The sequence below is a fragment of the Arcobacter cryaerophilus gv. crypticus genome, assembly GCF_002993025.1.
Taxonomy (GTDB): Bacteria; Campylobacterota; Campylobacteria; order Campylobacterales; family Arcobacteraceae; genus Aliarcobacter; species Aliarcobacter cryaerophilus_B.
In genome coordinates this window covers 16,229-29,112 of the sequence record NZ_NXGI01000046.1, presented here as the reverse complement: position 1 = coordinate 29,112, position 12,884 = coordinate 16,229, and the positions used below count along the sequence as shown (strand labels likewise).

At 29.1% G+C, this 12,884-nt stretch carries 13 protein-coding genes; 5 read left to right on the top strand and 8 right to left on the bottom strand.

Features of this window, described 5'->3' with window-relative positions:
- The first annotated feature begins 116 nt into the window (after positions 1–116).
- Complete coding sequence (locus CJ670_RS09845) at positions 117–1,364, top strand: IS4 family transposase (protein ID WP_425352287.1); 1,248 nt, start codon at positions 117–119, stop codon at positions 1,362–1,364.
- Here CJ670_RS09845 and CJ670_RS09840 read toward each other — a convergent pair.
- The gene (locus tag CJ670_RS09840) at positions 1,348–2,367 is read right to left on the bottom strand and encodes a GNAT family N-acetyltransferase (RefSeq protein WP_105939834.1); all 1,020 of its coding nucleotides are present in this window, start codon (positions 2,365–2,367) and stop codon (positions 1,348–1,350) included. The genes CJ670_RS09845 and CJ670_RS09840 overlap by 17 nt on opposite strands.
- A gap of 10 nt (positions 2,368–2,377) precedes the next feature.
- Entirely contained in the window at positions 2,378–2,803 is a 426-nt protein-coding gene (locus CJ670_RS09835) for a UDP-N-acetylglucosamine 2-epimerase (protein ID WP_105939833.1), read from the bottom strand.
- 180 nt (positions 2,804–2,983) lie between these two features.
- Here CJ670_RS09835 and CJ670_RS09830 point away from each other — a divergent pair, with 180 nt between their 5' ends.
- Positions 2,984–3,172: a hypothetical protein gene (locus CJ670_RS09830; protein ID WP_105939832.1), complete on the top strand. Its 189-nt coding sequence runs from the start codon at positions 2,984–2,986 to the stop codon at positions 3,170–3,172.
- Between the two features lie 4 nt (positions 3,173–3,176).
- Here the strand turns inward: CJ670_RS09830 and CJ670_RS09825 are convergent, their stop codons facing one another.
- The 5 genes from CJ670_RS09825 to CJ670_RS09805 all read right to left on the bottom strand — a co-directional run bounded on the left by CJ670_RS09825 (position 3,177) and on the right by CJ670_RS09805 (position 6,106).
- Positions 3,177–3,551, bottom strand: coding sequence for a hypothetical protein (locus CJ670_RS09825; protein WP_105939831.1), 375 nt, complete (start codon positions 3,549–3,551; stop codon positions 3,177–3,179).
- A gap of 135 nt (positions 3,552–3,686) precedes the next feature.
- Positions 3,687–3,875: a nucleotidyl transferase AbiEii/AbiGii toxin family protein gene (locus tag CJ670_RS09820; protein WP_105939830.1), complete on the bottom strand. Its 189-nt coding sequence runs from the start codon at positions 3,873–3,875 to the stop codon at positions 3,687–3,689.
- Complete coding sequence (locus CJ670_RS09815; RefSeq protein WP_105939829.1) at positions 3,856–4,422, bottom strand: helix-turn-helix transcriptional regulator; 567 nt, start codon at positions 4,420–4,422, stop codon at positions 3,856–3,858. Before CJ670_RS09815 ends, CJ670_RS09820 begins: the two co-directional genes overlap by 20 nt.
- Before the next feature lie 77 nt (positions 4,423–4,499).
- Positions 4,500–5,390 (bottom strand): lipoyl synthase, encoded by an 891-nt coding sequence (gene lipA / locus CJ670_RS09810; protein WP_228154243.1) that lies wholly within the window; start codon positions 5,388–5,390, stop codon positions 4,500–4,502.
- Positions 5,390–6,106 carry a lipoate--protein ligase family protein gene (locus tag CJ670_RS09805; RefSeq protein WP_105939828.1) on the bottom strand — a complete coding sequence of 239 codons (717 nt, stop codon included), beginning with the start codon at positions 6,104–6,106 and terminating at the stop codon, positions 5,390–5,392. The genes lipA and CJ670_RS09805 overlap by 1 nt, the downstream gene beginning before the upstream one ends.
- A 105-nt stretch (positions 6,107–6,211) precedes the next feature.
- Here CJ670_RS09805 and aceE point away from each other — a divergent pair, with 105 nt between their 5' ends.
- From aceE to lpdA, 3 genes are read left to right on the top strand one after another with little or no spacing between them, the layout of a single operon-like run.
- Positions 6,212–8,884 carry a pyruvate dehydrogenase (acetyl-transferring), homodimeric type gene (gene aceE, locus CJ670_RS09800; RefSeq protein WP_105939827.1) on the top strand — a complete coding sequence of 891 codons (2,673 nt, stop codon included), beginning with the start codon at positions 6,212–6,214 and terminating at the stop codon, positions 8,882–8,884.
- Positions 8,885–8,894: 10 nt separating this feature from the next.
- On the top strand, positions 8,895–10,538 hold the full coding sequence (locus CJ670_RS09795) for a dihydrolipoyllysine-residue acetyltransferase (protein WP_105939826.1): 1,644 nt from the start codon (positions 8,895–8,897) through the stop codon (positions 10,536–10,538).
- 10 nt (positions 10,539–10,548) lie between these two features.
- Complete coding sequence (gene lpdA, locus CJ670_RS09790; protein ID WP_105939825.1) at positions 10,549–11,979, top strand: dihydrolipoyl dehydrogenase; 1,431 nt, start codon at positions 10,549–10,551, stop codon at positions 11,977–11,979.
- Between the two features lie 31 nt (positions 11,980–12,010).
- On the opposite strand, the gene CJ670_RS09785 is transcribed toward lpdA, so the two are convergent.
- Positions 12,011–12,844: a BRO-N domain-containing protein gene (locus CJ670_RS09785; RefSeq protein WP_105939824.1), complete on the bottom strand. Its 834-nt coding sequence runs from the start codon at positions 12,842–12,844 to the stop codon at positions 12,011–12,013.
- Positions 12,845–12,884: the final 40 nt, after the last annotated feature.

Genomic DNA, 12,884 nt, shown 5'->3' with positions numbered 1-12,884 from the left:
ATAACTTGTTTTACAGCATCTCTTCTAAACTCTTCACTATATTCTCTTCTTGCCATTTTTAATTCCTTCAATTATTTACAATTTTCTCTAAATTGTTATTTTAATTAACTGAATTAATTTGTGTCTATATTTTCGGGGTCATTCCAATTTTACACTTTCTTTATATGCTTATTATGCAAAAAAGACAATCAACTTTTATAAAAAATAGTGATAAGGCTTATGGTAAAGATGTATATTATAGATTTATCAAAGAAAAACGCTATAACTGGCGTAAACTTTTATTGTTAAGTGCTACAGAAATTTTAAAAAAGATAAAGCCATTGCATAAAAATGGTGAGTATCGCCTACTAATTATCGATGATACAGTAGAACCAAAAAGAGGTAAATTTATTGAAGGTACTTGTAAATATATCTGGAGTAATAAAGAGCATAGAAGTATTAATGCACTAAATATAGTGTCTCTAAATTATGCAGATTCACACTCAACATTTCAATTGGATTTTTCTATAAAAATGAATGATAGTAAAAGAAAATCTACATCAGAGTTCACAGCAAAATTGCATCATAGAAGTAACGCATATCAGCGTAAGAGTGAAATTATTAAAGGTAAGAATATACTAGCTCTTGAGATGTTAGAAAGATCATTAGATAATGGAATTGATGCTGATTATCTACTTGTTGATAGCTGGTACGCTAAACCAAATTTTATAAAAGAAGCAAATACTTTAGGAATGCCTGTAATTGCAAGACTTCCAAATAATAAGCTCATTTGGAACTTTAAAGGTAAATATAAAACTCTAAATGCAATATATGATAGTTTTAAAAATATTCGTCATAAATATAGCGGTAAACATGGAAAGATATCTTATAAGTATTTCGATTCAGTTTTAGAACATGCTGTTTTAGGAAAAGTTAAATTGGTATTTTTACACACTGGAAAAGATTTATTAGTTTTTATATCAACAGATATAAGTATTTCAGGTAAAGAGATTTTAGAAACTTATAAAAAGAGATGGAATATTGAACAAGGCTATAAAGATCTAAGACTCTTGTTTGGCTTAGGAAAAGAAGAAAATCGTATCTATGAAGCTCTTATTGGAAAAATCACTCTTTCTATGTTTACTTACAACATTGTAAGTTACATAAACCGCATAAAACATGAGCCACAAACACTAGGAGAACTTTTTAGAGATTTAGAGTGTGAACTTGAAACCCTTGCAATTTCAATACAACTTTTTATTCAAATACTTACAAAAATCTCTGAAATCCAAAATGTTGTCAAGGATAATAAAGATTTACTTCAAATTATTGCAGTGATAAGTGCTTTCACTCAAAAAGAGTTAGGTTTTATGAGCGAAAGTTGAGAATATTATTATTCTTTCTAAAATAATTTTGATTTGGTTTACTTAATCTCCACTCAATATTTTCTTTATCTTGTGTATTAAAAGATATTGTATTTGGATAAGTCTTTTTTTCTATTTTTTGTAGTTCATCATAAGAAAAACTAGCTACATATAAATCTTCTTCTATAGTCCAATTAAGTCTTTTTTTGAATCCTGGTGCTGATTTTTTATTTGGGAAACCACAAACAAACTTATAATCTAGTTCCTTAGCTTTTTCATAAACTTCTTGTGCTTGTTCAATAAAAATACCATATTTCCTATATGAAAAATGAACCATTGTTGTCATTGAAAGAACAGCATTTATATTTTTTTGATTATGTATAAAGCTCACTGGTATAACAGCATAATGTCCAACTAATCTTTCGCCATCAAAATAGAGTGAAACTATAGGATTTCCATTAGGATTTTCAATATATGCCCAATTCCAAAGTTTTTCATCCATTTTACTGTTAAAACTATGTTCAAATAATTCTAATATTTGAGTTTTATACTTTAATAACTCATCTTTATCATTAAGCATAATTTTCTTAAATTCTATTGGCACATAAAGTTCAGATTCTCCATCTGTTACTATTTTATTATCAACTTTACATATAGTTTTAAATCTAACTCTTCTTTTTTCAATATCAATTTCTGTTACTGTTATTATCGCCTCTACTGTATCATCAATATAAACAGGTTTTTTGAAATTCAAAGATTGATAGGTATAAACACACCCTTCACCTGGTATTTTAGTACCAAATAAAGCAGAAAAATACGAAGCTGTCATCATTCCATGAGCTATTCTTTTTTTAAATCTTGAATTATTAGCATAATTTTCATCTAAGTGAATTGGGTTTCTATCTCCTGAAATACCTGCAAATGCTTTTATGTCTGCATCTGTAATCGTTTGAGAATAACTTACACTCATTCCAACTTCTATTTCTTCCAATGGTATTTTATTAAAGACTAATGTATTTTTCATTCTTTAACTTTCAAAATAAATTTAGAAATTGATTAGGAATAGTAGATTCTAATAATTTATCAGATTGAATATTCTCAATTTCAATTTTTGAAATCAAGGCTGAAATACAAGCACCTAAAATAGAATAAGAGTTTCCACTAATTATTATTTTATATGGTTTTACTTCATTAAAATAATTAGCAAATCCCATAATAGCAAGAGATAAAGAATTTGCATTACTAACTGAAGTATCTAGTTTAGGATACATCTCTATTTTTTTATCAATTTTAATCTCTTTTTCTATATTTTCATATAGTAAACCATAATCTGGACTCAATAGTTTGCCAGTAGCTACTATTTTTAAATCAATTTTTTTATTTTGACTAAATTCAAATATTGTAGATTTCAAAAATACCCACTCTTCTATTGAATTAATTATTACACAAATAGTTTTCATTAATTACCTTGTTTAAAAAAAGAAAAATATTTCCTCTTTTTATAAATTTTGAGCTAAATATTATCTAATTAAATCTTAATATCGCTAAATATTAGCGATTTTATTTAAAAAGTAGCTAAATATTGATTTGTTGAGTAATAAATACTTATAAGTTAAGTTTTAATCAAAAAAGGTTAAAAAATGACTCAAAGAGATATGGCAGGACAACTAGAAGTAGCAACAGCAACTTTAAGAAATTGGCGAAGAGATAAACCCAAATTATACGAAATAGTAATGAAAGGTTTCGCATTTGAAGAGGCTGTAAAAAAAGCACAAGAAAATGCAGATGAGCTAAAAGCTTTGGAAGAGAAATTTAAAATAAAAAAATGAAATTTTATATTTCTAAAGATTGAATATTTTTTTGAATTATATTTTTGGAATTTAAAGCTATATTTTCAAATTCTTTAGTTTGTGGTTCGATTTTTTCAAGCTCTAAAATATATTTTTTCTCATCGAGTCTATCTAAAGATGAGTTCAAAATTTCTAAATCATCAAAAGAGATAAACCTTGAAAAAACAAGGTTTTTTATAATTTCTTTATCAAAAAATATAGCCATTGCAATATCAAATATATCTCTTGTAAGATTATCTTGTTTTCTATATTTTATTTTTTTAGCAATTATATCTTCTATTGATTCATAAAAAAGTTCATAATTCAAATCCAAAATTTTATTTTTGATAGGCTTATTTATAATCGCTTCATTTAGCAAAAAATCTACTTTTATATCATCTTTTGTTTTAAGTTGAATATGATGACTTACACCATCAAATCTATATTCATTATTATCAAAAATAGTGCTTTCATCTATATATCACTTTGGATTTAAAAAATCAAAAACTTGGGATTATGTTATAAATATATCTATATCAAATGATTTTCTATGATTAAAATGAAATATTGCCAAAGCAGTTCCACCACCAAAAATCAACCAATTTTTTAAAGTTGATTGCTTTTCAATAGGAGCTAATAACTCATAATAAACACTATTTAAAGTATTTATTTGTTGTTCAAAATTATTTAAATAGCCACTCATATTGCGAAATCTCCTTTGTATTATAACTACCTTTATAATGCTCATAAAGTATCTTTAAATTTGTTTTATCAATATTAAAAATTTCACAATATTTTATTACATCATCATAATTTACTTCATTAAAAATTGTAGTTATTGCATATTGATATTTTTTATCTATTGTTGGTTTTGAAAAAATATTGTGTAAATCATCTAAATTATAGTGAAGTCTTTTATCACTTATAGAGTTATTTATAATTGATAATATCCATTTCGCTATAGATATTTTTTTATCTTCTAAAAATAGTTGATTGTATGGTTTGATAAAATCATAATTTTCTTTATCCAAAAATAAATCATACTCTACTTGCTTCATCAAAATAAACTCTGGTTTTAAATCAAAAAACTTTGCAAACTTTTTTGATGTATGAATAGTGAAGCCTCTTTTTTTCTGATAAAGTTCACTTATTGTCTTTTTACCTATTTGTAAAACTTCACAAAGTTTATCTTGTGTTATTTTATTTGGTTCTATATATTTTTCTTTTATAAAATCTATTGGTGCTATCATTTTATTATCCTAATATGATAATTTTTTAGAAAGTAATATTATCGTAAAATGATAATATTTGTCAAATAAACTAAATTTTACAAAGCACTAGCCATATTTAAGTAGTGATGAGCCATATAAGAACTTCTTGCATATGGACTTGCTTTTACAAACTCAAATCCCATAGAATAAGCTATTTTTTCATACTCTTCAAAAACTTCAGGCTTTACATACTCTATAACCTTTTCAAAATCTCCACTGGGAGCAAGATATTGTCCTATACTTAAAAACTTACATCCAACATCAAGCAAATCTTGAAAAACTTGAATCATCTCATCTTGTGTCTCTCCAAGTCCGACCATCAAAGCACTTTTTGTTTTTATTTTATCACCACCAAGCTCTTTTAATTTTCTTAAAACTTCAATACTTCTTCCATAAGTTCCATTTCTTCGTATTCTATACAAACTAGGAACTGTTTCTACATTGTGACCAATAATTGTAGCACCTGAATCTATTACCCTTTTTAGACTACTTTCATCTCCTTTAAAATCAGGAATTAGTATCTCAACTTTTGTATCTGGAGATTTTTCAATAATATCTTTTGTAACTTTGTAAAACTGCTCTGCTCCACCGTCTGCTAAATCATCTCTTGCTGGACTTGTAATTACCACAAATTTTAAGCCCAAAGTTAAAACAGAAGTTGTAACTTTTTGAATCTCACTTTCATCAACACCATTTGGTTTTCCAGTTGTAACATTGCAATATGTACATCTTCTTGTGCAAATATTTCCCAAAATCAAAAAAGTGGCATTTTTATTTGCAAAGCACTCACTTATATTTGGGCATTTTGCTTCTTGGCAAATTGTATGAAGTCCACCAACATCTTTAAGTAAATTTTCCATCTCAATTTGTGTATGTGGAGTGAGTTTTTTTCTCAACCACTGCGGCTTTTTATAAGCCACTTCATTTGTATTTATTATTTGTGTCACTATTTTTCCTCTTCTATTTTTTCTAAAATATTTTTCTCTTCTTCATTTAAACTATCTTCAAATATTTCAACTTCAAAAACTTCTTTAAAAGCTTTTATTAAACCATCTTTTGCCTCTTCAAAGCTTAAATTTATTCCAAAATCTTGTAAAGAACTACCCATAAACTCAACTTTTGATTTACTAAAAAGTGGAATTGAACCATGCTGTAAAATAGCATTTTTAGCTCTTTTTTGTGCATTTCCACCTATTTTTTTACCATCAATTATAATATCATATGCTTCAAATCCAACTTGACAAAAAGGGCTTTTACTTAAAACTATAGTTTCATCATCTTTTGCAAATTTTGGTTTTAATCCCAAATTTTCATAAAATTTTAATAAAAATTGACAAATAAAAAAATATGTCTCTTTTACATCACGATTTTCTATTGTATTTGGATTTAATAAAATTGTATATGAAACATCATGACCGTGAAATAAAACTCCTCCACCTGTTAATCTTCTTGAAACATTGTTTTTGTAATCACTTTGTAATTTTTTGTAATCATCAATATTTTGTCCCGCTCCAAAAGTAATACAATCCTCCCAAGAATAGACTCTTAATATTGGAAAACTATCATTTTTGAAAGCTTTAAATAGTGCTTTATCTATATTTGAATTAATCTTAGAACTAAGATTTTGTGTTATAATCAATCTAAATTTACTGTTAATTTTCATCTATTTTAATCCTTAAAATATTTGATATAAGCGAATTATAATTTATTTTAAATTAAAATTCCAAATTAGTTTTAAAAATTAAGAAAACTTTTATAAAGGATATTCATGCCAAAAATACAATTAGAAGATGTTAATCCACTAGAAACAAAAGAGTGGATGGAAGCTTTAGAGGCTGTTATAGATGAAGAAGGAGTACAAAGAGCTCATTTTTTACTAGAAAAATTAATAGATAAATCAAGAAGAAGTGGTGCACACTTACCTTATAGTGCAACAACTGCTTATATAAACTCTATTCCAAAAGAGGAAGAACCTAAAATTCCTGCAAATATGGATTTGGAAAGAAAAATAAGATCTATTATTAGATGGAATGCACAAATTATGGTTCAAAGAGCTTCAAATAAGCAACTTGAACTTGGTGGTCATATTGCATCGTTTCAATCATCAGCAACACTTTATGATGTAGCTTTTAATCACTTCTTTAAAGCACCAAATGAAAAAGATGGTGGAGATTTAATATTTTTTCAAGGACATATAAGTCCTGGTATTTATGCTAGAAGTTTTCTAGAAGGAAGATTTACTCAAGAGCAGATGGATAACTTCAGACAAGAAGCTTTTGCAGATGGATTATCTTCATATCCACACCCAAAACTAATGCCTACATATTGGCAATTCCCAACAGTTTCTATGGGATTAGGACCTTTACAAGCAATTTATCAAGCAAGATTTTTAAAATACCTTACAAATAGAGGAATTAAAGATTGTAGTGGACAAAAAGTTTACTGCTTTTTAGGAGATGGTGAAACTGATGAACCTGAATCTTTAGGTGCTATTGGAATGGCTGCTAGAGAAGAGTTAGATAATTTAATTTTCGTAATAAACTGTAACCTACAAAGACTTGATGGTCCAGTAAGAGGAAATGGAAAAATTATTCAAGAACTTGAAGGCGAATTTAGAGGAGCTGGTTGGGAAGTAATCAAAGTTATTTGGGGTGGATTATGGGATAGTTTACTTGAAAAAGATACATCTGGAAAACTTCTTGAACTAATGGAGCAAACAGTTGATGGAGAGTATCAAAACTTTAAACAAAAAGGTGGAGCATATACTAGAGAGAATTTCTTTAATAAATTCCCAGAAACTGCAAAACTTGTTGAAAACCTAAGTGACAATGATATTTGGAAATTAAACAGAGGTGGACATGACCCTGTTAAAGTTTATGCAGCTTATAAAAAAGCAAATGAAACAAAAGGAAGACCTTCTGTTATTTTGGCAAAAACTGTAAAAGGTTACGGTATGGGAAGTGCAGCTGAGGGTATGAATATTGCTCACGGTGTTAAAAAAGTAGATATAAATCAACTAAAAGCATTTAGAGATAGATTTGATTTACCAATAAAAGATGAAGAAGTTGAATCTTATTCATACTACAAACCAGATGAAAACTCACCAGAAGTTCAATACTTAAAAGAAAAAAGAGCAGCTCTTGGTGGATTTGTGCCACAAAGAAGAGAGAAGTTTTCAAATAAACTTGAAATTCCAGGTTTAAGCGAATTTGAAAGTATAATTGCAGGTAGTGGAGATAGAGAAATATCTACAACTATGGCATTTGTAAGAGTTTTAAATGCTTTATTAAAAGATAAACAAATAGGAAAAAATATTGTTCCAATAGTTCCTGACGAAGCTAGAACATTTGGAATGGAAGGTATGTTTAGACAATTTGGAATTTATTCAAGTGCTGGACAAAAGTATATTCCACAAGATAAAGACCAAGTTGCATTTTATAAAGAAGATATAAAAGGTCAAGTTTTACAAGAAGGAATAAATGAGCTTGGAGCTATGAGTTCATGGATTGCAGCTGCAACATCTTATTCTGTAAATAATTATCCAATGATTCCATTTTATATATTCTACTCAATGTTTGGATTTCAGCGAACTGGAGATTTATGTTGGGCAGCTGGTGATCAAAAAGCAAGAGGATTCCTAGTAGGTGGAACAAGTGGAAGAACAACACTAAACGGAGAAGGTTTACAACACGAAGATGGACACTCTCATATTTTAGCAAATACTATTCCAAATTGTATTACTTATGATCCAACATATGGATATGAAGTTGCTGTTATTGTTCAAAATGGAATACAAAGAATGTATGGAGAAAATCAAGAAGATATTTTCTACTATATTACAACATTAAATGAAAACTATGCACAACCTGCAATGCCAGAAAATTCTCAAGAAGGAATTATAAAAGGAATTTATAAAGTAAAAACTTTTGAAGCAAAAAATGACTTCAAAGTTAAACTACTAGGTTCAGGTTCTATATTCCAAGAAGCTATGAAAGCAGCAGAAATTTTATCAAAAGAGTATGATATAAAAGTTGATATCTACTCTGTAACTTCTTACAATGAATTAACAAGAGAAGCCCAAGATATAGAAAGAGAAAATTTATTAAATCTTGATGCAACTGCTAAAACTCCATATATAGAAAAAGTTTTAGGAAGCGATAAAGATAGCATAGTTATAAGTGCAACTGACTATATGAAAGCATATTCTGAGCAGTTAAGACCTTATATCAAAGGAACTTTCAAAGCTTTAGGAACAGATGGTTTTGGAAGAAGTGATAGTAGAGAAAATTTAAGAAAATTCTTTGAAGTTGATACAAACTTTATAGTTTATACAACATTAGCAGAGTTAGCAATAAATGGAAAAATAGATAAAAAAGTGGCTCTTGAAGCTAAAAATAAATATGCGATTGATACAAATAAAATCAATCCTAGAAATGCGTAAGGAGTAAAAAATGGCAAAAATATATGATGTTTTTATTCCAGATTTAGGTGCTGACAAAGATGTTGATTTAATTGATGTTATGATAAAAGTTGGCGATATTGTTGAGATTGAAGATGGTTTAATCACTCTTGAAACTGAAAAAGCTTCTATGGATGTTCCAACTCCATATAAAGGTAAAATTGTTGAGATTTTAGTAAAAGTTGGAGATAAGGTAAATAGTGGAGACTTAATTGCTAAAGTTGAATCAACGGATGAAGTTGAAGTAACAAATGAAGCTCAAACAAATAGTAATCAAGCTAATGAACCAAAAGAAGAAGTTGTAACTCAAACTCAATTTGTAAAAGAGCAATCTATTCAATCTGTTCTTGAAGAGGTAAGAGTTCCTGATTTAGGTGCTGAAAAAGATGTTGATTTAATTGATGTTATGATTCATGTTGGAGATATTATTGTAAAAGATTACAGTATCATCACTTTAGAGACTGAAAAAGCTTCTATGGATGTTCCAGCACCTTTTGGTGGAGAAGTGATTGAAGTTTGTGTCCAAAAAGGTCAAAAAATAAATAGTGGAGATTTAATAGCAAAAGTTATTAAAACTGTTGTTATAGAAAACAAAGTTCCAACTCCAACTTTTGCTGCAAGCTCTACTCCTACAACTATTGAAAAAGAGAGCAGTTCTAAGCCAACTTTACAAGAAGTAGCTGCTAGAAATGCAGATATTGAAGAAGAGAGCAAAGTATTATCTAAAAAAGCTACAAAAGTATATGCAAGTCCAAGTGTAAGAAAAATTGCAAGAGAGTTTGGAGTTGATTTAGGTTTTGTAAAAGGAAGTGCAAAAAAAGGAAGAATTTTAGCAGAAGATATAAAAGCTTATGTAAAAGAGCAACTTAATAAACCTGCATCTTCTTCAAGCATTGGATTTGGATTTAGTCTTCCTGAGTCAAAAGAGATTGATTTTTCTTTATTTGGAAAAGTAACTAGAGTTGAGCTTAGTCGTGTTCAAAAAGTTTCAGGACCATTTTTACATAAAAACTATTTATCAGCTCCTCATGTTACACAATTTGATGAAGCTGATATTACAAAGCTTGAAGAGTTCAGAAAAGAGCAAAATGAGAAAGCAAAAGATTTCAAACTTTCACCTCTTGTATTTATAATAAAAGCAGTTGAAAAAGCTTTAAAACTTCATCCAAAATTCAACTCAAGTTTAAGTAGCAATGGACAAGAGCTAATTATGAAAGAGTACTTTAATATTGGAGTTGCAGTTGATACTCCAAATGGACTTTTAGTTCCTGTTATTAAAGATGTAGATAAAAAAGGTTTCAAAGAGATTGCAATTGAATTAGCACAACTATCACAAAAAGCAAGAGAAGGAAAATTAACTTCAAATGATATGAGTGGTGGTTGTTTTACAATTTCAAGTCTAGGTGGAATTGGTGGAACATACTTTACACCAATTATAAACTCTCCTGAAGTTGCAATTTTAGGAGTTTCTAAATCTTCTATTAAACCAGTGTTTAATGGTAAAAAATTTAAACCAAGATTGATTTTACCTTTAAGTTTGTCATATGATCACAAAGTTATAGATGGTGCAGATGGTGCTAGATTTACAACAATTTTATCGCAAATATTAAGCGATATTAGATTGTTAAGTCTATAAGGAGTTATTTATGCAAGAAATAAAAACTCAAGTTTTAGTTATAGGTGCTGGACCTGGTGGTTATTCAGCTGCTTTTAGATGTGCTGATTTAGGTCTTGATACTGTAATAGTTGAAAGATACTCAACTTTAGGTGGAGTTTGTTTAAATGTAGGATGTATTCCTTCAAAAGCCCTACTTCATGTTGCAAAAGTTGTTGAAGAAGCAAAACATATAAAAAATGCTGGTATATTTTATGAAGAGCCAAAAATAGATATACAAAAAGTTGCAGATTATAAAAGTGGAGTTGTAAAAAAACTAACTGGTGGTTTAGATGCAATGGCTAAAATGAGAAAAGTTCAACATATTCAAGGTTATGCAAAGTTTTTAGATGAGCATAGTGTTGAAGTAACTCTTACAAATGGAGAAAAGACAAAAGTAAGTTTTGATAGTTGTATTATTGCAGCTGGAAGTCAAAGTTCAAAAATGTCATTTATTCCACATGAAGACCCAAGAATTTGGGATTCAACAGATGCTTTAGAGGTAAAAGAAGTTCCAAAAAAACTTTTAATCCTTGGTGGTGGAATTATTGGTCTTGAGATGGGTACAGTTTACTCAACTTTGGGAAGTAAAGTTGATGTTGCTATTCGTGGAGAGCAACTTATGACTGGAACTGATGCTGATTTGATAAAACTTTATACAAAAGCAAATAAAGATAGATTTAATATCATGAGCAAAACTCAAACTCAAAGTATTATTCCAAAACAAGATGGAATTTATGTAGAGTTCAAAGGTGAAAATGCACCTAAAGAGGGAATCTTATATGATGCAGTTTTAGTAGCTCTTGGAAGAAGTGCAAATGGAAATAAACTAGGACTTGAAAATACAAATGTTGAAGTAGATGAGCAAGGATTAATCAAAGTTGATTCACAACTAAGAACAAAAGTGCCACATATATTTGCTATTGGAGATATTATTGGACAACCTATGCTTGCACACAAAGCTGTACATGAAGGTCATGTGGCAGCTGAAGTTATTGCTGGGCATAAAGTATTCTTTGAACCAAAACAAATACCATCTATTGCATATACATTCCCAGAAATTGCATGGGCTGGTATGACTGAAATTGAGGCTAAAAAAGCTGGTATTAACTATGAAGTTAGCTCATTTCCTTGGAGTGCAAGTGGAAGAGCACTTGCAAGTGATGTTTCAAATACAGGGCTTACAAAACTAATTTTCAATAAAGATACAAACCAGCTTATTGGTGGAGCAATTGTTGGAGAAAATGCTGGGGAGCTTTTAGGTGAAATTTCACTAGCTCTTGAGATGGATTGTGATGCAGAGGATATCGCACTTACAATTCACGCACACCCAACACTACATGAATCTATTGGTATGGCTGCTGAGATTTATGAAGGAACTATCACAGATTTACCAAACGCAAAAGCTATAAAGAGAAAGTAATTTCTCTTTATAGTTTGGCTTTATAATTATTTTACTTTTTATCTTCTACAATCTTTTTTGCATTTTGATTTGTTATAACTTTTTTTCCTGTTTTTGCTTCAAGTTCAGCTCGTGCAACTTTGGCAACATTTCCACCATGCTTTGCAACAAGTTTACTCTCTTCTAAATTTGATGGATTTATAGCTTCACTTATATCTTTTGTTGAAGCTTCTGCTAACATATTTAAGATAAGTTCTGTATTTGTCATATTATCTCTTAAATTCTCTTTTTTAAGACCCTTTAAAATTTTATACTCTTTTGTAGTTTTATCTGCCCATGTTTTTGTAATAATATCAGTAAGTGTTGCAAACTCACCGCCTTGTTTGACTCCAACTCTTTGCCACTCATCTGTAAGCTCTTTTCGTATTTCAATACTTTTTAATCTTTGGTTTATCCAGTTTTGACTATATCCAAGCTCTAAATACTGTTTCAAAGCTCTATCAATGCTTAGTTCAGGGTCGCTCATCTCATCTAATCGCTCTTTTGCTACTTTTGCTAACCAAAGTTTAAAAGGCTCTGCTTTTGGGGATGGGATAGATTGAATAAGGCGAAATAGTTGCTCTGTATTCGCAACATCTGTAAACCTCATTTTTCCATCACTTGCTTTCATTTTCAACTGGTGACAATTTGTCACCGTTTCATTTCCTTCTTCTTTTAATCTTTGTTTTAACTTATTCCAATATTTTCTAGCTGTTTGAAAATCTTTACTTTCAGTCAAAATCTCTATAACATCAACTATTGAGATATACCATTTTTCACTCTCTTCATCCCAAAGAGTTCGTACTTTTTTATCTTCAAATATTTTTATAGCTTCATTTGATTTCATTTTGTACCTCTAATATGTTTTGGATTATATTAGCCAATAA

Coding starts and splice junctions, on each gene's coding strand:
- CJ670_RS09840 (WP_105939834.1), bottom strand. CDS start 2,367: ATGAAAAATACATTAGTCTTTAATAAAATACCATTGGAAGAAATAGAA.
- CJ670_RS09835 (WP_105939833.1), bottom strand. CDS start 2,803: ATGAAAACTATTTGTGTAATAATTAATTCAATAGAAGAGTGGGTATTT.
- CJ670_RS09830 (WP_105939832.1), top strand. CDS start 2,984: ATGACTCAAAGAGATATGGCAGGACAACTAGAAGTAGCAACAGCAACT.
- CJ670_RS09820 (WP_105939830.1), bottom strand. CDS start 3,875: ATGAGTGGCTATTTAAATAATTTTGAACAACAAATAAATACTTTAAAT.
- CJ670_RS09815 (WP_105939829.1), bottom strand. CDS start 4,422: ATGATAGCACCAATAGATTTTATAAAAGAAAAATATATAGAACCAAAT.
- CJ670_RS09805 (WP_105939828.1), bottom strand. CDS start 6,106: ATGAAAATTAACAGTAAATTTAGATTGATTATAACACAAAATCTTAGT.
- aceE (WP_105939827.1), top strand. CDS start 6,212: ATGCCAAAAATACAATTAGAAGATGTTAATCCACTAGAAACAAAAGAG.
- CJ670_RS09795 (WP_105939826.1), top strand. CDS start 8,895: ATGGCAAAAATATATGATGTTTTTATTCCAGATTTAGGTGCTGACAAA.
- lpdA (WP_105939825.1), top strand. CDS start 10,549: ATGCAAGAAATAAAAACTCAAGTTTTAGTTATAGGTGCTGGACCTGGT.
- CJ670_RS09785 (WP_105939824.1), bottom strand. CDS start 12,844: ATGAAATCAAATGAAGCTATAAAAATATTTGAAGATAAAAAAGTACGA.